Origin of the sequence: uncultured Amnibacterium sp. (assembly GCF_964245895.1) — a bacterium.
Taxonomy (GTDB): Bacteria; Actinomycetota; Actinomycetes; order Actinomycetales; family Microbacteriaceae; genus Amnibacterium.
Map to the genome: position 1 here is coordinate 1 of NZ_CAXTOQ010000060.1, position 18,670 is coordinate 18,670.

The window sequence follows — 18,670 nt, forward strand, 5'->3', positions numbered from 1 at the left end:
GAAAGCTGAGGTACTGGATCGGGATCGGCTGGTCGAAGCCGAACTTGTGCTCGAGCGCGTGCACGAGCTCCGGCGTGGCCGGCGCCTTCCCGATGTAGTAGAAGACCGGCGACGCACCCGCGAACAGCGGGCCGACCTGGAAGATCCCGAACGTGACGACGCTCACGATGAAGACCACGAGGATCATCCCGACGAAGCGGGTGGCGATGAAACGGATCATGGGCGATCGCGCCGGTGCCCGGCCGGGTCTCCCCGGCCGGGCACCGTCGCTGCATCCTTCCTAGCGGATCGAGCGGATGCCGGATGGCCGACGGCTACTTGCCGTCGGTCGTCCCGACGTTCACGACGTCGTACGCGCCGAAGCCGAGCGCGTTGTTCGCGGTCACGTTCGTGAGCCGCTTGGAGCGGAACCAGAGCGTCTTGTCGAACCGCGTCGGCAGGAACTGCGCGGTCTCCATCAGGGCCTTGTTCAGCTGCACGCCGAGCTCGTCGGTGGTGGGGGTCCCGGTGTCGTCCAGGATCTTGTTCACCGTCGGGTCGTCGATGCTCGCGTAGTTGCTCGTACCCGGGTCGCGGATCGTGGAGCCGTTGACGATGTTCTGGTAGAAGCCGTAGAGCGTCGGGAAGTCCGCGCCCCAGCCGGCGGCCATGATGCCGAGGCCCTGCTTCTCCACGTTCGACGGCGAGCCGATGAAGGTGGAGTAGTAGTTCTCAGCGGACGTGGTCGCGGCCGTGACCTTGATGCCGACGCGGGCGAGGGAGTCCTTCACGTTCTGGAAGGCCTTGCCGTTCGTGGCGTCCGGCGTCGAGTAGGCGAACTTCGTGGCGAACCCGTTCGGCTGACCGCACTCCGACAGCTCCTTCTTGGCGGCCGTCACGTCACCCGTGTGGTCCTTGCCGTTGGGGTAGGGGTCGTACGACGGGTCGTAGCCCGGGATGCCAGGAGGGGTCGCCGACTGGGCGACGGCACCGGCGGCGGAGCCGCCGGCGATCGTCAGGGCGGCGGCCTTGTTCAGGGCGTAGAACACGGCGCGGCGGCAGTGCACGTTGTCGAAGGGCTTCACCGACGGCGCGATCGCGTAGTAGCGCGTCGTGGGGCCGCCCGGATCGTCCGCCTGCGCCTTCAGGGTGGCGTCGGTGTAGATCTTCGAGCGGAACGCCGGGCCGACGTTGATCTCCATGCGAGCGTCGGCTTCGCCGGCCGCCAGCTGGTTGTCGATGTCCTCGGTGTTGCTGTTGATCGTCAGGTCGATCTCGTCGGCCAGCGGCTTCCGGATCTTGTCGGTCGCCTGATCCCAGTTCTTGTTCCTGGTGAAGACGATCGACTTCTGCGGCGTGTAGCTCTTGATCTCGAACGGACCTGAGGCAACCGGCGCGAGCGTGTACTTCGCGCCCGTGTCCTTCGCCTTCGGCACCGGGGCGGACGTCGGCAGCGCGAGCAGGTAGTTGAAGTCCGCGAACGGCTTCGAGAGGAAGAAGGTGATCTTGTTGCCGTCGACCTTGATGGCCGTGTCGGGCAGGTCGCCGCCGCCGTTGTACGGGCCCTTGTAGGACTTCGGCGCCTTGATGATCTCCGTGAAGTAGAACGTCGGGCCGCCGTTGATGACGTCCTGCGCGTACATGCGGTCGACCGCGTACTTGATGTCCTCGGCCTTGATGGCCGTGCCGTCGGAGTACTTCAGGCCGTCCTGGAGGGTGTAGGTCCACTCCGTGTAGTCGGCGTTGTGCGTGCCCATGTCGGTCGCGAGGTCCGGCGCGAGGGTGAACTTCGTGCCGTTCACCTTCGAGTAGTTCACGAGCGTGCGGCTCATGACCCGCTGCATGTTCAGGCACCAGCCGTAGTAGGTGCGGGCCGGGTCCCAGGAGTCGCAGTCGTTGCCGGAGAGCAGCTTCAGCGTGCCACCGGTCTTCGTGGACGGGTTGACCACGCCGTCGACGGCGGCGTTGAAGCCCGCGGTGGTACCGGACGAGCTGCCACCGGTGGAGCCGTTGTCGCCGCCTCCGCCCGTGCAGCCGGCCAGCAGCAGCGCTGCCGTCACGGCGACGCCGGCGATGCCGAGCGTCTTCCTCTTGAACATCATCGCGATGTCCCCTCGCTCTCGTGTGCTGTGTCGAGCAGCGGTGCAGCTGCCCTCGTGTTCGGCCGGAACGGCCCGGCGGATCGACCCGAGGGTCCCCCGCACGTCTCACCGGCGCCTCGTCGGGCGCCGAAGTCTGCTCGCGTCATCGACCCGACTTCGGATCCAGCGCGTCGCGCAACCCGTCGCCGAACAGGTTGAACGCGAGGACCGCGATGAAGATCGCGAGTCCGGGGAGGAACAGGTAGAAGGGGTCCACCTGGATGTACCCGCCCGCGTCGGCGAGCATCTGGCCCCACGACGGCACGCCGATCAGGCCGAGGCCGAGGAAGGACAGGCCGGCCTCACCGAGCATGTTGTTCGGGATGGAGAGCGTCGTGTAGACGAGGATCGGGCCGACCAGGTTGGGCGCGATCTCCCTGGCCATGATCCGGGCGCTGCCGGCGCCGAGGCTGCGCGCCGCCTCCACGAACTCCTTCTCCCGCAGCGACAGCACCTGGCCGCGCACGATCCGGCCGATGTAGGGGAACGCGAAGAAGCCGAGGACGAAGACGATGATCCAGAACCGCAGGCTCGGGTCCGAGTTGATGTAGCTGACGACCGTGATGAGCGCGATCGAGAACAGCAGCGTCGGGAACGACAGCAGCACGTCCATGGTGCGGGAGATGAGCGTGTCGGCCCAGCCGCGGAAGTAGCCGGCGATCAGGCCGAGCGAGATGCCGAGGACCAGCGACAGCGTGGTCGCGAGCAGCGAGACCGACAGCGAGGTCCGCGTGCCGAAGATGAGGTTCGTGAGGATGTCCTGCCCGGACAGGGGCGTGACACCGAGCCAGAACGTGCTGCTGACGCCGGAGAACGCCCCCTTGGGCAGGCCGGTGACGTCGTCGATGACGCTGCCGGACCCCGTGTTGTGCAGCTTGTACGGGCTCTGCCCGTAGATGGCCGACAGGACGTCCGCGAAGATCGCGATGAGCACCAGCAGGACGATGACGCCGGCGGCCACCAGGGCGACCTTGTCGCGGCGGAGGCGGCGCCAGGCGATGGACGCGAGTGAGCGGCCCTTGATCGCGCCCTGCGGGTCCGCGGAGGTGTGATCGCCCTCCGGGCCGAGGCTCGAGCCGGTCAGCCCCGACTCCGCAGCGACGGCCTCGAACTCGGTGGGCCCGCTCAGCGACACGCAGTGACCTCCCGAAATGGCTCCGCGGCAGCCGTTGCCGCGCCCCTGCTTCCGGGGACGCAGGTAGCGTACGTACGCGTCATCCCCCTTCAAAACCGGTGAAGGATTCGTTACATGTCGGAAATGGTTCTGGACGTTCCCGTGCACCGGTTCCGGCGATCTGCGCAGGTTACGGGCCAGAGACGCAACATCGTTGCGTTCAGGTCCGGTGCGTGCAGCGACCTCCGGTGACCTTCTCACGCTCCTCCGAGCCGGGGCAAGGGGTCGTGGGAGCGCGCCGGCCGGGGCTCGAGCTGCTGCTCGTGCTGGGCGTCAGCCTCGGCCAGTCGGCGGTCTGGGCGATCGTGTCGCTCGCGGACTCGCTGACCCGCGCGCCGCTGAACCAGCAGACGCAGACGCTGAACCCGCAGCAGAGCGACCGGGCGCTGTTCGACCTGATCGAGCAGCTGCTGTCGATCGCCTTCCCGCTGGTCCCGGTGCTGCTGGCCCTCCACCTGATGGGCCCCGGCGTGCTGCGGCGCATCGGTCTCGACGGGCGGCGGCCGCGCTTCGATCTCGGCGTCGGCCTGCTGCTCGCGCTCGGGATCGGCGTGCCGGGGCTCGGCCTCTACTTCGGCGCGGTCGCGCTGAACCTGAACGTCAACATCGACACCTCCGGCATCGGGCCGCAGTGGTACGCCGTCCCGGTGCTGGTCCTGTCGGCGCTGCGCGCGGCGCTGCAGGAGGAGGTGATCGTCGTCGCGTTCCTGGTCGACCGGCTGGGGGCGAAGGGGTGGCGGTTCGGCGCGGTGCTCGCGACCAGCGCGCTGCTGCGCGGGTCGTACCACCTGTACCAGGGCTTCGGCGGCTTCGTCGGGAACGCGATCATGGGCGTCGTGCTCGTGCTCGTCTACCGGCGCTGGGGTCGGCTCGGGCCGCTGGTCGTCGCGCATTTCGTGCTCGACCTCGTCAGCTTCGTCGGCTACCCGCTCGGGAAGGCCCTGTTCCCCTCCCTCCTGCCGTGATCGGCTCGCTCGCCTTCGCGACCGATCTCGCGCTGCTGGCGTCGCAGGGCGCTGTCGTCGAGCGGGAGGCGCACCGCACGGTCGTCCGGATGCCGGCGAACCCCGCGTTCCGGTGGGGCAACTTCCTGCTGGTCGCCGCGGCGGGCGATCCCGCCGCCCGCGTCGCCGAGCACGAGGCCGCGTTCCCGGACGCCGGCTTCGTGACGGTCGGGGTGGATGCGGCGCACCCGGTGCTCGACGAGGGCGCCTGGCTGACCGCGGGATTCGCGGTGGAGCGCCTGGCGGTCCTGGTCGCCGACCGGGTCGGCGCGACCGGTGCCGCGGCGGTGCGGCTGCTCGCCTCCGACGACGACTGGGCCGCCGAGACCGCCATCGCCCTGGAGGAGGACGGCGGCGACGCCGAGCACGCGGACTTCAGCCGGCTGCGCACGGCCGAGAAGCGTCGGATGGTCGACGCCGGCCGGGCGGTCTGGCTGGGTGTGGAGGCGGACGGCGCGCTCGTGGCGACGGCCGGCATCGCGGACGCCGGGCGCGGCACGGCTCGGTTCCAGGACGTGCAGACCCTCGCGGTGTTGCGGCGGCGGGGGTTCGCAGGCGCGCTGATCGCGGCCGGCGTGCGGGTGGCGTCGCAGCGGTTCGGCAGCGCGCGGTTCGTGCTCGTCGCCGAGCGCGCCGGGCCGGCGATCGGGCTGTACCGCCGGCTCGGCTTCCGCGAGGTGGAGACGCAGCTGCAGCTGACGCGGCTGGACGCGCCTCCCGGCATGGACGGCTAGCGTCCCGGCCGATGGTGCAGAGCATCGAGCTGCTGCTCGACGACGAGGGCGAGTCGGCCGTGCGGGGGTCGTGGGCGGCGCTCGCCGACGCCGGGCTGCCGAGCCTCGCCGACCGCGCGGGGGCGTCGAACCGGCCGCACGTCACCGTCGCGGTGACGGACGGCGACGGGTTCGCCGCCGCCGAGGGCGCGTTGCGGGCCGTGTTCGCGGGCTGGGATCTCGCCGGGCGCGGGCTCGCCGCGACGATCGGCGCGCCGCTGCTGTTCGGCGGGCACAGGCAGCGGTGGGTGCTGGCCCGGCAGGTGGTGACGAGCCGTCCGCTGCTGACGATGCACGCCGCGGTGCACCGCGCGCTCGCGCTGGGCGCGTCCGGTGCCGGTGTCATCGCGCAGACGGAGCCGGACGGCTGGACGCCGCACGTGACGCTCGCGCGGCGGATGCCGGCCGACCGCCTCCCGGACGCCCTGGCGGTGCTCGACCTCGAACCGATCGCCGTCCGCTTCCGCGGCGCGCGCCTCTGGGACTCGGTGGCGAAGGCGGTCACCCCCCTCGCCTGACACGCCCACCGAGGACTTGCCACGAGACGCCCCTTCAGGCGGCCCAGGAGGGCGAACTGGGACAAGTCCTCGGGGCACCCACCGAGGACTTGCCACGAAGCGCCCCTCCAGGCGGCCGAGAAGGGCGAGCGGTGACAAGTCCTCGGTGCTACTCGAAGGCGTCGGGGGGCGGGCAGGCGCAGACGAGGTTGCGGTCGCCGTACGCCTGGTCGATGCGGCGCACCGGCGGCCAGTACTTCCCGCGCACCGCGCGGAGGTGCTCGGCGCCGTGCAGGGCCGGCTCGAACGGGTACGCCGCGGTCTCCCGCGAGTACGCGTGCGGCCACACCGTGTCGGTGACCGCCCGCGCGGTGTGCGGCGCGTTCCGCAGCGGGTTGTCGTCCGCCGGCCACTCCCCCGAGCCGACGCGGTCCGCCTCCGCCCGGATCGCGAGCATCGCGTCGACGAAGCGGTCGATCTCGCCGAGGTCCTCGCTCTCGGTCGGCTCGACCATCAGCGTGCCCGGCACCGGGAACGACATCGTCGGCGCGTGGAAGCCGAAGTCGACGAGCCGCTTCGCCACGTCGTCGACGGTGACCCCGGTCTCCGCGGTCAGCGGCCGCAGGTCGAGGATGCACTCGTGGGCGACCAGCCCGTCGTCCCCGCGGTACAGCACCGGGAACGCGCCGCCCAGCCGGGCGGCGACGTAGTTCGCGGCGAGCACCGCGGCGTCCGTCGCGGCGCGGAGGCCGTCGGCGCCCATCATCCGCACGTACGCCCACGAGATCGGCAGGATCCCGGGCGACCCGAACGGCGCGGCGGAGACGGCCGGCCCGCCGGAGCGCCCCGGTCCGCGGACGCCGCGCGGCGCCTCCTGCGCGAAGGGGTGGGAGGGGAGGTGCGGCGCGAGATGCGCCTTCGCCGCGACCGGCCCGACCCCGGGGCCGCCGCCGCCGTGCGGGATGCAGAACGTCTTGTGCAGGTTCAGGTGGCTGACGTCGCCGCCGAAGTCGCCGAAGCGGGCGTGGCCCAGCAGGGCGTTCAGGTTCGCGCCGTCGATGTAGACCTGGCCGCCCGCGTCGTGCACCGCGTCGGTGATCGCGCGGACCTCGTGCTCGTAGACGCCGTGCGTGGAGGGATAGGTGATCATCAGCGCCGCGAGCGCGCCGGCGTTCGCCGCGATCTTCGCGCGCAGGTCGCCGAGGTCCACGTTCCCCAGGTCGTCGCAGGCGACCACGACGACCCGCATGCCGGCGAGCACCGCGGAGGCGGCGTTCGTGCCGTGCGCGGAGGAGGGGATCAGGCACACCGTGCGGTGGTCGTCGCCGTTCGCCCGGTGGAAGCCGCGGATCGCCATCAGGCCGGCGAGCTCGCCCTGGCTGCCCGCGTTCGGCTGCAGGCTGACCGCGGCGTACCCGGTCAGGTCCGCGAGCCACCCCTCCAGCTGCCCGATCAGCTCGAGCGACCCGGCGACGTCCTGCGCCGGCGCGAAGGGGTGCAGGTCCGCGAACTCCGGCCACGTGACCGCGGCCATCTCGGTCGCCGCGTTCAGCTTCATCGTGCACGAGCCGAGCGGGATCATCCCGCGGTCCAGCGCGTAGTCGAGGTCGGACAGGTAGCGGAGGTACCGCATCATGCCGGTCTCGGAATGGAAGCCGTTGAAGACCGGGTGGGTGAGGTACGAGGAGGAGCGCTCGAGCTCGGGCGGCAGCGCCGAGCCGCCGCCGAGGAAGGCGAAGTCGGTCGGCCGCCCCTCCGCGAAGACCTCGAGCAGCCGGAGAACCGTGTCGCCGTCGCTCGCGGTCACCTCGTCGAACGCGACGCCGACGGTGGTCGCATCGACCCGACGCAGCCAGATGCTCGCCTCCGAGGCGGACGCCAGCACCGCGTCCGCGTCGGGCACGTCGACGAGGAAGGCGTCGAAGAACGCGCCCTCCCGCACGGAGACGCCGGCGTCGCGCAGCACCCGGGCCGCCGTCGCGGCGGCGCCGTGGACCCCTTCCGCGATCCGCTTGAGCCCGGACGGCCCGTGGTAGACGGCGTACATCGAGGCCATCACCGCGAGCAGGACCTGCGCGGTGCAGATGTTCGAGGTCGCCTTCTCGCGGCGGATGTGCTGCTCCCGCGCCTGCAGGCTGAGCCGGTAGGCGGGCTGGCCGTCCGCGTCCTTCGAGACCCCGACCAGGCGCCCGGGCAGCTGGCGCTCGAGGCCGGCGCGCACCGCGAGGTAGCCCGCGTGCGGACCGCCCATCGCCATCGGCACGCCGAAGCGCTGGGAGGTGCCGACGGCGACGTCCGCGCCCAGCTCCCCCGGCGGGGTGAGCAGCGTCATCGCGAGCAGGTCGGCGGCGGCGATCGCGAGCGCGCCGCGCTCCTTCGCGGCGGCGAGCACCGCGGTCGGGTCCCAGACGCGGCCGGAGGCGCCCGGGTACTGCACGACGACGCCGAACAGGTCACCGTCCGGCAGGCCGTCGACGGCGAGGTCCGCCTCCACGAGCTCGATGCCGACCGCCTCCGCGCGCGCGGCGAGGACCGCCTTCGACTGCGGCAGCAGGTCCGAGTCGACCGCGAACCGGGCCGCCCGCACCTTCGACGCCCGGCGCGCGAGCAGCATCGCCTCGACGACCGCGGTCGCCTCGTCGAGCATGGAGGCGTTCGCGGTGGTCAGGCCGGTGAGGTCCGCGACGACCGTCTGGAAGTTCAGCAGCGCCTCCAGCCGGCCCTGCGAGATCTCCGGCTGGTACGGCGTGTAGGCCGTGTACCAGGCCGGGTTCTCCAGCACGTTCCGCTGGATCACGGCGGGCGTGATCGTGCCCGAGTAGCCGAGGCCGATCATCGAGGTGCGCACGGTGTTGCGGGCGGCGAGCGCGCGCAGCTGCGCGATCGCCTGCCGCTCGGTGGCGGCGGGCGGCAGCACGGAGGGGGCGTCCTCGTCGAGCGCGATCGACGCCGGCACGGCGCGGCGCATCAGCTCGTCGGTCGAGCCGAGCCCGACCGCCTCGAGCATGCGGGCCTGGGAGTCGGGGGTGGTGCCGATGTGCCGGCGCTGGAACGCGTCGGGCGCGACGGAGCGGCGGAGGGCGACGTCGGTCATGCGGCTCCCGTCAGGGCGTCGTAGGCGGCCTTGTCCAGCAGCTCGGGCAGCTCGGTGAAGCGCACCTTGAGCAGCCAGCCGGCGCCGGTCGGGTCGCTGTTCACCACCTCCGGGGAGGCGGTCACCGCGTCGTTGACCTCGACGACCTCGCCGGAGATCGGGCAGAAGAGCTCGCCGACGGACTTCGTCGACTCCAGCTCGCCGACCACCTGGCCGGCCTCGACCGCGTCGCCGACGGCAGGCAGGTCGACGAAGACGATGTCGCCCAGCTGCGTCGCGGCGTAGCCGGTGATGCCGACCGTCGCGACGTCCCCGTCGGCGTCGACCCACTCGTGGTCGGACGTGTACTGCAGGTCCTGCTCGCTCGCCATGGTCAGGCCTTTCGGGAGTAGAAGGGAAGCGGGACGGTCGTCACCGGGAGGCGGGTGCCGCGCACGTCGATCGCGAGGTGCGCGTCGACGGCGTCGCGGTCGACGTAGGCCATCGCGATCGGGTGGCCGAGGGTCGGGCTGAGGGCGCCGCTCGTGACGACGCCGACCTCGCGGGGGGATGCCTCGCCGGCCGACGGGTCGTCGACGACGACCGGGTAGCCGGCGCGGCCAGCGCGACGCCCTTCCGCAGCGAGGCCGACGAGCACGCGCGAGCCCTCCGCCTCCGGCGCCAGGACGGCGGCGCGGCCGACGTAGTCCGCCGCCTTGCCCGGTCGGACCAGCCGGCCGAGGCCGGCCTGCTGCGGCGTGGTGAGCGCGGTGAGCTCGTGGCCGTACAGGGGCATGCCCGCCTCGAGGCGCAGGGTGTCGCGGGCGGCGAGGCCCGCCGGCACCAGACCGGCGCCGCGGCCGGTCTCGAGCAGGAACGACCAGAGGCGCGGCAGCAGGTCGGGCGCCGCGTACAGCTCGAAGCCGTCCTCCCCGGTGTAGCCGGTGCGCGCGACGAGCACCGGGTGGCCGTCCCAGCCGCCGCGCAGGAAGCGGTAGTTGCCGAGGCCCGCGAGCAGCTCGCGGAAGCGGGCCTCGGTCGGTTCGCCGCCGTCGGCGGCGAAGCCGTCGACCTCGAGCAGGATCTCCTGGGCGCGCGGCCCCTGGATCGCGATCAGGCCGATGTCGTCGGTCTCGTCCTGGATCTGCGCGTCGAAGCCGACGGCGCGGTCCCGCAGGGTCGCCACGACGACCTCGCGGTTCGCCGCGTTCGCGACGACGAGGAAGCGGTCCTCCCCGGTGCGGTAGACGACCAGGTCGTCGAGGACGCCGCCCTCGCCGTTCAGCAGGAGCGTGTAGCGCGCCCTGCCGACCTCGACCTTCGACAGCTCGCCGAGCAGCGCGGCGTCGAGCGCCGCCGCGGCGGCCGGCCCCAGCACGAGGATCTCGGCCATGTGCGACAGGTCGAACAGCCCGGCGGCGGTGCGGACCGCGTGGTGCTCGGCGAGGTCGCCGGAGTAGCGGACCGGCATGGACCAGCCGGCGAACTCGGTGAACGCGGCCCCGGCTGCGACGTGCGCGTCGTGCAGCGGGGATCGACGGGACGTCGGATCGGACAACGGGCTCCTCGCGGATCGCGGCTCCGCAGAGCGGCGGCGCCGATCTGCGGTGGAACACCCCCTCTGTCCTGCCTGCCTGAGAGATTCGGCGCGCTGGTGCGCCTTTCCCCGTCGGCGGGAGCACGGGCGCCGTGGCGCTGCTCCGCTTTCCAGAGCGGCCCGTCCGATGCGGTGCGGTGACCTGAGAGATTCCGGGGGCGGTTGCTCCTACGGTGCCGGCGGACCGGCTCTCCCGCATCGGCCGAAAGGCCGTGTCGTGAAGTTGTGCCGTCAGCCTAGCGACGATGCCGACACTCAGGTGTAGAGCGCCTCGGCGTCCTCGGTCAGCTCGATCGTGCGGCGCAGCAGCCGCTCGATGGAGGTGGAGCCGAGCAGGTCGAGCTGGTCCAGCGGCCCGAGCGGGGCGATCGCGGCGAGCTGCCACGCGGCCGCGGCCGGGTCGTCGTCGAGGCCGACGTCGGCGGGCCACCGCAGCTCCTCCCCCGCCTCCTCCGCCTCCCGCAGCACCCGCCGCACCGCGCGGTCGGCGCGCTCGAGCAGCGGGGCGAGCTCCGGCGACCACGCCGGGTCGGGCAGGTCCTCCACGTCCGCCTGCGGGTAGACGGCCTCGTCGATCCACCGGGTGACGCGGATGCGCCGCACCCCCTGCGCGATGAGCAGGATCGACTCCCCGGAGGTGTCGATGCTGCCGATCTGCGCGAGCGTGCCCAGGTCGACGCGCACGTCGCCGCCGCCCACCTCCTGCCCGCGCTCGATGAGCACGACGCCGAACTCGCTCGGCTCGTCGGCCAGGATCACGCGGAGCATCTCGAGGTAGCGGGACTCGAAGACGCGCAGGGGCAGCGGCATGTGCGGCATCAGCACGGAGCCCAGCGGGAACATCGCGACGGTCGTCATCGCGGTCCAGGCAAGCACGGTTTGCTGTCGCTCGCGGCAGCGGCTTCCAGAGGGGGCGGGTTCAGCGGGGGCCGACCCGTCGCGCGCGCTCCGCCTCGTGGACCAGGCGCGCGGCGCCGTGCCGCACCTGCCGCTCGAACCGGGCCCGCTCGGCCCGGGCGGAGAGGTCGAATCGGATGACGACCGCCATGCACCCCAGCACGACGACGCCGGTCAGCGCGAGCATCGCGAGCACGGATGCGGGACCCATGTCGCCTCCCCTCGTCGCCGGTGGCTCGATGATGGCAGGTCCGGCACGGCGGGCGCTGTCAGCCGTGGCGCCACTCGGACGGCCCATCAGGCGACGCTGCGCAGCACGAACGCGACCAGCACGATCGCGGAGCCCAGGACGACCACCGCGGCCGCCATCAGCACCGCGAACCACCTGTACGCGAAGTCGCGCTGGAACCGTCTCGCGGCGCCGAACAGGGACGCGAGGCCGATGATGAACGACGCCGCCGCGACGATCACGCCGGGCGGTACGTGCACCGTCCCGGCGAGAACGACCGGACCGGACAGGTTCATGGTGCTCTCATCTTCCCGCAGCGGTGCCGGGCCAGGATCCTCTCTCGGTGCCGCGAACCGGGCGGACCTGCCGTGCGCCCTGATCGGACCGCGGTTCCGCGACGGTCGGAGGAGCAGCGACTCAGCGTGACGAAGCAGACGCGAGCGGTGCCGAGCCGCTCGTGTTCGACCAGACGAACGGTGTCGTCGACCTCGGCGCGGACGCGCCGCAGCCGGCCGAGACGATCGGCGGCGTGATCTTCCTCGCCGACTTCGTGGTGATCTTCGTGCTCACCTGGATGCACGTCTTCTACCTCCGCCGCGTGATCCGCGAGCAGCGAGCGCGACGCGAGCGGCCTCGATCAGCGGACGGTCTTCGCCGAGCCCCGACCGCGCTGCCGCCGACGGCGTATCACAGTCCGTCGGAAGGGCCTAGAGCAAGGACTGATCGACGAGGATGACTGTGTGAAGGCGCCGGAGCAGCCCGACCGGTCGCGGATCATCGCCGGCCTCCTGATGCTGCTCGTCGGGCTGATCCTGCTGCTCGCCCCGCTCGGGCGGGCGGTGGACCTCGTGGGGGTCTTCGTGATCCTCGTCGGCGTCTTCGTGATGCTCCGAGCGACCGGGCTCGTCTTCACCCGCCGCGGATGAGGTCTCGCCGCAGGCTCCCGACCATCCACCCCATCGTCGCGGCGGTCCTCGGGGCGGCGACCAGCATCGGGTACTGGGTCCTGTCCTTCATCTCCGCGACGAGCCGAGTAGCACACGTGCTTCTCGGGTCCTTCTGGCTGCTGTTCACGATCGGCATGATCGTCGTGATCGTGGGGATCAGACGAGCCGGGCGGGATCGATCCGACTCCTGATCGTCGTCACCGGGAACCGTGCGCGGAGGTGCTTGCACGCCGGTCGCGGTCATCCGGACGATGCCGGCGGTTCCGGCGAGCACGTGCGCGACGGCAGGACCAGCGGTCATCGATCACGGGCCGCCTCCCCCCGCGATCGAGACGACCAGGACCAGGATCGCCGTGCCCAGCACCATGCCGGCGACGCCGGCGGCGATCGGGAGCCGGCGCGGCCGACGGTGCTTTCGCTTGGCCTTCGCACACTCGACCAGCAGCGCGATCGCGCCCATGACCAGCGCATACGTCCCGATCACGGCCCCGAGGATCGACGTGCCGCTCACCACCGGACGGTCCAAGAGCGCGGGCCGACTCCACTTGCTGATCGCCGGTCAGCAGTGATCACTACCCGTGGCGCCACTCGACGACGTCGCCGTCCTGCATCACGTAGTCCTTGCCCTCGATGCGGGCGCGGCCGCGGCTGCGCGCCTCCGCGATCGAGCCGGCGTCGACGAGGTCGTGGAAGCCGATCACCTCGGCCTTGATGAACTTCTTCTCGAAGTCGGTGTGGATCACGCCGGCCGCCGCGGGCGCGTGGGCGCCGCGCGGGATCGTCCAGGCGCGGGACTCGTCGGGGCCGGCGGTCAGGTAGGTCTGCAGGCCGAGGGTGTCGAAGCCGATGCGGGCCAGCTGGTCCAGGCCGCTCTCCTCCTGGCCGGTGGAGGCGAGCAGCTCGGCGGCGTCCTCGGGGTCGAGGTCGATCAGCTCGCTCTCGATCTTCGCGTCGAGGAACACGGCGGGCGCCGGGGCGACGAGGGCCGCGAGCTCGGCCTTCCGCGCGTCATCGGTGAGCACGCCCTCGTCGACGTTGAAGACGTAGAGGACCGGTTTCGCGGTGAGCAGGCCGAGGTCCCGGATCGACATCGCGTCGATGCCGGAAGCGGCCAGGCGGGTCCCGCCGTTCAGCGCCGCCTGCGCGGCGCGGATCGTGTCGAGCACCTCCTGCGGCGTCTTCCTGCCCCGGACCTCCTTCTCGACGCGCGCCTCCGCCCGCTCGAGCGTCTGGAGGTCGGCGAGGATCAGCTCGGTCGCGATCGTCTCGAGGTCGCCGGCCGGGTCGACGCCGCCCGCGACGTGCACGACGTCGGGGTCCGCGAAGCCGCGCACCACCTCCGCGATCGCGTCCGCCTCGCGGATGTTCGCGAGGAACTGGTTGCCGAGCCCCTCCCCCTCGCTGGCGCCCTTCACGATGCCGGCGATGTCGACGAACGAGACCGCGGCGGGCACCGTCTTCTTCGAGTCGAAGAGGTCCGCGAGCACCTTCAGCCTGGCGTCCGGCAGGTCCACGACGCCGACGTTCGGCTCGATCGTCGCGAACGGGTAGTTCGCCGCGAGCACGGTGTTCTTGGTCAGGGCGTTGAAGAGCGTCGACTTGCCGACGTTGGGCAGTCCGACGATGCCGATGGTGAGAGCCACGGCGGACAACCGTAGTTCCGCCGCCGGTACCGTTCGACGCGTGCCGGTCCTGAGGTCGCCCCACGACCGCGCGATCGCGGTGCTGGCAGTCCCGAGCCTCGGCGCCCTGCTCGCCGAGCCGCTGTTCGTCGCGACGGACACCGCGCTGGTCGGGCACCTCGGGGCGACGGCGCTCGGCGGCCTCGGCGTCGCGGGCACGCTGCTGCAGACCGCGGTCGGCGTGCTGATCTTCCTGGCGTACGCGACCACGCCGGCGGTCGCCCGGCGGCTCGGGGCGGGCGACCGCGTCGGCGCCGCGCGCGCCGGGATGGACGGGCTGTGGCTGGCGGCGGCCGTCGGCGTCGCGCTCGCGCTGGCCGGCGCGCTGGCCGGCCCCGCGCTCGTCAAGCTGTTCGGCGCCTCCCCCGACGTCGACCGCGCCGCGCTCGCCTACCTCGCGATCGCCGTCTGGGGGCTGCCCGGGATGCTCGTCGTGGTCGCGGCGACCGGCTTCCTCCGCGGGCTGCGCGACGCCAGGACGCCGCTCGTCGTCGCGGCCGCGGGGTTCGCGGCGAACGCCGGGCTGAACGCGGCCCTGATCTACGGCGCCGGCTGGGGCCTGCGCGGCTCCGCGCTCGGCACCGTGCTCGCGCAGACCGGGATGGCCGTGGTGCTGGTCGCCGTCTGCGTGCGGCATGCGCGGCGGGCGGAGGCGGGGGTCGGGCCCGGCCTCGGGGGCGTGCTCGCGGCGGCGCGGACCGGCGGGTGGCTCCTCCTGCGGACGCTCGCGCTGCGGACCGTGATGGTCGGCACGGTCGTCGCGGCGACCGCGCACGGCACGACGGCGCTCGCGGCGACGCAGATCGTCCTCTCGGTCTTCGCGATCGTCTGGCTGGCGCTCGACGCGCTGGCGATCGCCGGGCAGGCGATGATCGGCCACGCGCTCGGGTCGGGCGACGTCCCCGAGGCGCGGGCGGTGCTGCGACGGCTGCTCGAGCTCTCGGTCGTCGCGGGCGTGCTGCTCGGTGCGGGGACCGCCGCGCTCGCGCCGGTGCTCGGGCACGTGTTCACGGGCGACGAGTCGGTGCTGGCCGCGGTGCCGGAGGGGCTGCTCGTGATCGCGGGGGCGCTGCCGCTCGGCGCGGTCGTGTTCGCGCTCGACGGGGTGCTGATCGGCGCCGGCGACGGGCGGTACCTCGCGCTCGCGGGGCTCGCGAACCTGGTCGTCGCGGTGCCGCTGCTCGTGCTGGTCGCCGCGCTGCCGCTGACGGCGCCGGCCGCGGTCGCCGCGGCGCTGGCGGTGCTCGGCGTCGCGTACATGGCGGCCCGGTTCGCGACCCTCGCCCTCCGCATCCGGACCGGGCGCTGGCTCCGGGTCGGCGCGGTCTGACCCGTTCGCGGATCCGGATCGATCGCGCGACTCACCGCTCTCGATGCTCCGCGCACGGCGTGTCGCGCGATCCGTCCGGATCCGCGAGAGGGATCCGGATCCGCGAATGACACGGGTGTCGTGCGGTGTCGGAGGGTGCTGCCAGCATCCCGGTCGTGCCACTGGACTTCGCCGCGATCGACTTCGAGACCGCGGGTCCCTCCGCCGCGTCCGCCTGCTCCGTCGGGGTGGTCGCGGTCGAGGACGGGCGCGTGGTCGACCGGGTGGGCTGGCTGATCCGGCCGCCCGCCGGCCACGACGTCTTCAGCGAGTGGAACGTCCGGATCCACGGGATCACGCCCGACCGGGTCGTCGGCGCCATGGGGTGGGCGGACCAGCTGGACGACCTGCTGGCGGCGATCGGCGGCCGGCCGGTGGTGGCGCACAACGCCCGGTTCGACATGGGCGTGGTCCGCGCGGCGTGCTTCGCGTCCGGCGCCCTGACGCCGCCGATCGACTACTTCTGCAGCCTGCGCATCGCGCGCCGCACGTACGCGCTCACCTCCTACCGCCTGCCGGTCGCGGCGATGGCCGCGGGGTTCGAGGACTTCCCGCACCACGACGCGCTCGCGGACGCGGAGGCGTGCGCGGCCATCGTGCTGCACGCGGCGAAGCGGCACGGCACCGACGACGTCGAGACGCTGCTCGGGGCGGTCGGCGACCGGCTGACGCGCCTCGAGCCGCACGCTCCCGAGTCGCGCGTGCCGATGGCGTTCGCCTAGGCCTGTCCGAGCCCGCTGCCACCATCCCGCCATGGATGCACTGCTCGCGATCGGCGCGCTCGTCGTCGGCCTGCTGGTCGGCGCCCTGCTCGGCCTGCTGATCGCAACCCGCCGCGGGGACGCGCCAGCGCTCGTCGCCGGCAGGCACGAGGCCGCGCTGCTGCGCGTCCGGGCCGAGGGCGACGCCGTCGCGGCCGACCTGCGCACCGAGCTCGCCGCGTACGAGGCGACGATCGAAGGCCTGCACCGCGAGCTCGAGGCGGCCGAGCGGCGGGCGCGGGAGGACCGGGCGTCGCAGGCCGCGCTGGCGGAGGAGCGCCGCCGGCGCGAGCAGGAGGAGGCCAGGGTCCTCGCCGCGCTCGCGCCCGTGCAGGAGACGCTGCGCTCGGTGCAGGGGAAGGTCGACGAGCTCGAGCAGCAGCGCGCCGCGCAGTACGGTGCGATCGAGCAGCAGCTGCTCGCGACCAGGACGTCGTCGGACCAGGTGCGGACCACCGCGGAGTCCCTCGCGGCCGCCCTGCGCCACAACTCGATGCGCGGCGCGTGGGGCGAGACGCAGCTGCGCCGCCTGGTCGAGAGCGCGGGCCTCACCAACCGCGTCGACTTCGACCTGCAGGTCTCGTCGACGACGGAGGAGGGCACGCGGCGGCCCGACCTGGTCGTCCGGCTGCCCGAGGGCAAGTGCATCGCGGTCGACGCGAAGGTGCCGCTGGCCGCGTTCATCGAGGCGAACGAGATCCCCGAGACCGCCGTCGGCGCCGAGGGCGCGCGCCGGGCCGCGCTGCTGAAGGAGCACGTGAAGGCCGTCAGGGCCCACATCGACGCCCTCGCGGCGAAGGGCTACTGGACGGACTTCCACTCCCCCGAGTTCGTCGTCGCGTTCCTGCCGAGCGAGTCCCTGCTGTCCGCGGCGCTCGGCGCCGACCCCTCCCTGCTGGACTACTCGTTCTCCAAGCGGGTGGCGCTCGCGTCGCCGGTGAACCTCTGGGCCGTCCTGAAGACGGTCGCATACACGTGGACGCAGCAGGCGCTGACGGAGGACGCCCACCGCCTCTTCACCCTGAGCCGCACCCTGTACGAGCGGCTCTCGCTGCTCGCCCAGCGGGCCGAGAAGCTGCGGGGCGCGCTCGAGCGCACCGTCACGACGTACAACGAGTTCGCGGCGACCCTCGAGTCCCGCGTGCTCGTCACGGGCAGGCAGATCGACCGGATGGACGAGTCGCGCATCCTCGGCGAGGCTCGGCCGATCGCCGCGGTCCCCCGCCCGTTCACCGCTCCCGAGCTGACCGCCGCGGAGGACGCCGCCTGAGGGCTCCTCCGGGGAGGGCTCCTCAGCGGAGGTCGAGGCGCATCAGGACGCGCGGGAAGCCGTCGAGCGTCGAGGTCGTGACGGCCGCCTTCGCGCCTGGCCCGGCCTCCCGGCCTCCCGGCCTCCCGAGCAGGGCATCGAGTCCTTGGGCAGGAAGAATTCACGTCGGCAGGAAGAATCAGCCCAGTTCTTCCTGCCGATGCGAATTCTTCCTGCTGTTTGGCTCGGTTCTTCCTGCTGATGTGCTCTCAGAGCCAGCGGTCGGCGACGTGCTCGCTCGCGATGCGGCGGAAGGTGCCGGAGCGGGAGCGGAGCACCACGGACTCGGTCAGGATCGTCGAGCCCATCAGCCGCACGCCGCCGACCAGGCCGCCGTCGGTGACCCCGGTCGCGATGAACATCGTGTTGTCGCCGGAGACCAGGTCGTCCGCGGTCAGCACGGTGTCGAAGGTCAGCCCCGCGGCCTCGCCGCGAGCACGCTCCTCCGCGTCCTTCGGGGCGAGGCGCCCCTCGATGAACCCCCCGAGCGCCTTGATCGCGCACGCCGTCACGACCCCCTCCGGGCTGCCGCCGATGCCGACGCACAGGTCGATCCGGGTGCCGTGCCGCGCCGCGTTGATGCCGCCGGCGACGTCGCCGTCGAGCAGCATCCGGGTCCCGGCGCCAGCGGCACGGATCTCGTCGATGATCCCCTCGTGCCGCGGCCGGTCCAGCACCGCGACGACGATCTCGCCGACCGGCTTCTGCTTCTTCCTCGCCAGCTCGCGGATGTTGTCGCCGAGCGACTGCTCCAGCGAGATCACCCCGTGCCCGCGGTCGTCCGCGACCAGCTTGTCCATGTAGAAGACGGTGGAGGCGTCGAGCATCGTGCCGCGGTCGGACGCCGCGATCATCGCCAGCGCGTTCTGCCGCCCCTGCGCGGTCATCGCCGTGCCGTCGATCGGGTCCACCGCGATGTCGGTCTGCGGGCCCCGGCCGGTGCCGACCCGCTCCCCGTTGAAGAGCATCGGCGCCCGGTCCTTCTCGCCCTCGCCGATCACGACGACGCCGTCGAACTCGACCGTCGACAGGAAGGCCCGCATCGCGTCGACCGCGGCGCCGTCGGCGGCGAGCTTGTCGCCCTTGCCGATGAACGGTACGGCACGGATCGCGGCGGCCTCGGTCGCCCGCACCAGCTCCATCGCCAGGTTGCGGGACGGGTGCGTCACCAGGTTCACGTCGGCCATCAGGGGCTCCTCCCGCTCGTCCGTCCCGAAACTACTCGGAGGGGCGGAAAG

Annotated in this window: 19 protein-coding genes, 1 pseudogene and 1 riboswitch; of the genes and pseudogenes, 7 read left to right on the forward strand and 13 right to left on the reverse strand. The window is 72.6% G+C overall.

The genetic code is table 11. The annotated features are described in order from the left end of the window. The 3 genes and pseudogenes from ACFE60_RS09965 to ACFE60_RS09975 all read right to left on the reverse strand — a co-directional run. Positions 1-220: pseudogene (locus ACFE60_RS09965) on the reverse strand (ABC transporter permease); the annotation flags it as partial. A 94-nt stretch (positions 221-314) separates the two neighbouring features. Then, the gene (locus ACFE60_RS09970) at positions 315-2,081 is read right to left on the reverse strand and encodes an ABC transporter substrate-binding protein (RefSeq protein WP_375388702.1); all 1,767 of its coding nucleotides are present in this window, start codon (positions 2,079-2,081) and stop codon (positions 315-317) included. Between the two features lie 142 nt (positions 2,082-2,223). Beyond that, the gene (locus ACFE60_RS09975; RefSeq protein ID WP_375388703.1) at positions 2,224-3,255 is read right to left on the reverse strand and encodes an ABC transporter permease; all 1,032 of its coding nucleotides are present in this window, start codon (positions 3,253-3,255) and stop codon (positions 2,224-2,226) included. A 266-nt stretch (positions 3,256-3,521) separates the two neighbouring features. Here ACFE60_RS09975 and ACFE60_RS09980 point away from each other — a divergent pair, with 266 nt between their 5' ends. The 3 genes from ACFE60_RS09980 to ACFE60_RS09990 are packed head-to-tail and all read left to right on the forward strand — an operon-like array spanning position 3,522 to position 5,589. Further along, on the forward strand, positions 3,522-4,259 hold the full coding sequence (locus ACFE60_RS09980) for a CPBP family intramembrane glutamic endopeptidase (RefSeq protein WP_375388704.1): 738 nt from the start codon (positions 3,522-3,524) through the stop codon (positions 4,257-4,259). Then, entirely contained in the window at positions 4,256-5,032 is a 777-nt protein-coding gene (locus ACFE60_RS09985) for a GNAT family N-acetyltransferase (RefSeq protein WP_375388705.1), read from the forward strand. Before ACFE60_RS09980 ends, ACFE60_RS09985 begins: the two co-directional genes overlap by 4 nt. An 11-nt stretch (positions 5,033-5,043) precedes the next feature. Then, positions 5,044-5,589 carry a 2'-5' RNA ligase family protein gene (locus ACFE60_RS09990; protein WP_375388706.1) on the forward strand — a complete coding sequence of 182 codons (546 nt, stop codon included), beginning with the start codon at positions 5,044-5,046 and terminating at the stop codon, positions 5,587-5,589. A 148-nt stretch (positions 5,590-5,737) separates the two neighbouring features. On the opposite strand, the gene gcvP is transcribed toward ACFE60_RS09990, so the two are convergent. The 6 genes from gcvP to ACFE60_RS10020 all read right to left on the reverse strand — a co-directional run bounded on the left by gcvP (position 5,738) and on the right by ACFE60_RS10020 (position 11,660). Next, positions 5,738-8,662, reverse strand: a complete 2,925-nt coding sequence (gene gcvP / locus ACFE60_RS09995; RefSeq protein ID WP_375388707.1) for an aminomethyl-transferring glycine dehydrogenase — start codon at positions 8,660-8,662, stop codon at positions 5,738-5,740. Then, the gene (gcvH, locus tag ACFE60_RS10000) at positions 8,659-9,033 is read right to left on the reverse strand and encodes a glycine cleavage system protein GcvH (RefSeq protein ID WP_375388708.1); all 375 of its coding nucleotides are present in this window, start codon (positions 9,031-9,033) and stop codon (positions 8,659-8,661) included. Before gcvH ends, gcvP begins: the two co-directional genes overlap by 4 nt. Positions 9,034-9,035: 2 nt before the next feature. After that, a complete protein-coding gene (gene gcvT, locus ACFE60_RS10005; protein ID WP_375388709.1) occupies positions 9,036-10,199 on the reverse strand; it encodes a glycine cleavage system aminomethyltransferase GcvT in 1,164 nt (387 codons plus the stop codon). Between the two features lie 159 nt (positions 10,200-10,358). After that, positions 10,359-10,444: riboswitch (glycine riboswitch) on the reverse strand. Between the two features lie 49 nt (positions 10,445-10,493). Next, entirely contained in the window at positions 10,494-11,096 is a 603-nt protein-coding gene (locus tag ACFE60_RS10010; protein ID WP_375388710.1) for an LON peptidase substrate-binding domain-containing protein, read from the reverse strand. Between the two features lie 61 nt (positions 11,097-11,157). Then, positions 11,158-11,346, reverse strand: a complete 189-nt coding sequence (locus tag ACFE60_RS10015) for a hypothetical protein (RefSeq protein ID WP_375388711.1) — start codon at positions 11,344-11,346, stop codon at positions 11,158-11,160. A gap of 86 nt (positions 11,347-11,432) precedes the next feature. Further along, positions 11,433-11,660, reverse strand: coding sequence for a hypothetical protein (locus ACFE60_RS10020; protein WP_375388712.1), 228 nt, complete (start codon positions 11,658-11,660; stop codon positions 11,433-11,435). Positions 11,661-12,104: 444 nt separating this feature from the next. Here ACFE60_RS10020 and ACFE60_RS10025 point away from each other — a divergent pair, with 444 nt between their 5' ends. After that, positions 12,105-12,290: a hypothetical protein gene (locus ACFE60_RS10025; RefSeq protein ID WP_375388713.1), complete on the forward strand. Its 186-nt coding sequence runs from the start codon at positions 12,105-12,107 to the stop codon at positions 12,288-12,290. On the opposite strand, the gene ACFE60_RS10030 is transcribed toward ACFE60_RS10025, so the two are convergent. The 3 genes from ACFE60_RS10030 to ychF all read right to left on the reverse strand — a co-directional run bounded on the left by ACFE60_RS10030 (position 12,274) and on the right by ychF (position 13,954). Further along, positions 12,274-12,612 carry a hypothetical protein gene (locus ACFE60_RS10030; RefSeq protein WP_375388714.1) on the reverse strand — a complete coding sequence of 113 codons (339 nt, stop codon included), beginning with the start codon at positions 12,610-12,612 and terminating at the stop codon, positions 12,274-12,276. The two genes, ACFE60_RS10025 and ACFE60_RS10030, sit on opposite strands and share 17 nt — an antisense overlap. A 3-nt stretch (positions 12,613-12,615) precedes the next feature. Beyond that, positions 12,616-12,822 carry a hypothetical protein gene (locus ACFE60_RS10035; protein WP_375388715.1) on the reverse strand — a complete coding sequence of 69 codons (207 nt, stop codon included), beginning with the start codon at positions 12,820-12,822 and terminating at the stop codon, positions 12,616-12,618. Between the two features lie 61 nt (positions 12,823-12,883). Continuing rightward, positions 12,884-13,954, reverse strand: a complete 1,071-nt coding sequence (gene ychF / locus ACFE60_RS10040) for a redox-regulated ATPase YchF (protein WP_375388716.1) — start codon at positions 13,952-13,954, stop codon at positions 12,884-12,886. A 40-nt stretch (positions 13,955-13,994) separates the two neighbouring features. Between ychF and ACFE60_RS10045 the strand changes: the two genes are divergently transcribed. The 3 genes from ACFE60_RS10045 to ACFE60_RS10055 all read left to right on the forward strand — a co-directional run bounded on the left by ACFE60_RS10045 (position 13,995) and on the right by ACFE60_RS10055 (position 17,393). Continuing rightward, a complete protein-coding gene (locus tag ACFE60_RS10045) occupies positions 13,995-15,323 on the forward strand; it encodes an MATE family efflux transporter (protein ID WP_375388717.1) in 1,329 nt (442 codons plus the stop codon). Positions 15,324-15,478: 155 nt separating this feature from the next. After that, complete coding sequence (locus ACFE60_RS10050) at positions 15,479-16,084, forward strand: exonuclease domain-containing protein (protein WP_375388718.1); 606 nt, start codon at positions 15,479-15,481, stop codon at positions 16,082-16,084. A 31-nt stretch (positions 16,085-16,115) separates the two neighbouring features. Then, complete coding sequence (locus ACFE60_RS10055) at positions 16,116-17,393, forward strand: DNA recombination protein RmuC (protein WP_375388719.1); 1,278 nt, start codon at positions 16,116-16,118, stop codon at positions 17,391-17,393. 248 nt (positions 17,394-17,641) lie between these two features. Here the strand turns inward: ACFE60_RS10055 and glpX are convergent, their stop codons facing one another. Then, positions 17,642-18,619, reverse strand: a complete 978-nt coding sequence (glpX, locus tag ACFE60_RS10060; protein WP_375388720.1) for a class II fructose-bisphosphatase — start codon at positions 18,617-18,619, stop codon at positions 17,642-17,644. Positions 18,620-18,670 lie beyond the last annotated feature (51 nt).

What these genes read in the sequence shown, in the direction of transcription:
- ACFE60_RS09970 (WP_375388702.1), bottom strand. Translation starts at nt 2,081, where the DNA reads ATGATGTTCAAGAGGAAGACGCTCGGCATCGCCGGCGTCGCCGTGACG.
- ACFE60_RS09990 (WP_375388706.1), top strand. Translation starts at nt 5,044, where the DNA reads ATGGTGCAGAGCATCGAGCTGCTGCTCGACGACGAGGGCGAGTCGGCC.
- gcvP (WP_375388707.1), bottom strand. Translation starts at nt 8,662, where the DNA reads ATGACCGACGTCGCCCTCCGCCGCTCCGTCGCGCCCGACGCGTTCCAG.
- gcvH (WP_375388708.1), bottom strand. Translation starts at nt 9,033, where the DNA reads ATGGCGAGCGAGCAGGACCTGCAGTACACGTCCGACCACGAGTGGGTC.
- ACFE60_RS10010 (WP_375388710.1), bottom strand. Translation starts at nt 11,096, where the DNA reads ATGACGACCGTCGCGATGTTCCCGCTGGGCTCCGTGCTGATGCCGCAC.
- ACFE60_RS10015 (WP_375388711.1), bottom strand. Translation starts at nt 11,346, where the DNA reads ATGGGTCCCGCATCCGTGCTCGCGATGCTCGCGCTGACCGGCGTCGTC.
- ACFE60_RS10020 (WP_375388712.1), bottom strand. Translation starts at nt 11,660, where the DNA reads ATGAACCTGTCCGGTCCGGTCGTTCTCGCCGGGACGGTGCACGTACCG.
- ACFE60_RS10030 (WP_375388714.1), bottom strand. Translation starts at nt 12,612, where the DNA reads ATGACCGCTGGTCCTGCCGTCGCGCACGTGCTCGCCGGAACCGCCGGC.
- ACFE60_RS10055 (WP_375388719.1), top strand. Translation starts at nt 16,116, where the DNA reads ATGGATGCACTGCTCGCGATCGGCGCGCTCGTCGTCGGCCTGCTGGTC.
- glpX (WP_375388720.1), bottom strand. Translation starts at nt 18,619, where the DNA reads ATGGCCGACGTGAACCTGGTGACGCACCCGTCCCGCAACCTGGCGATG.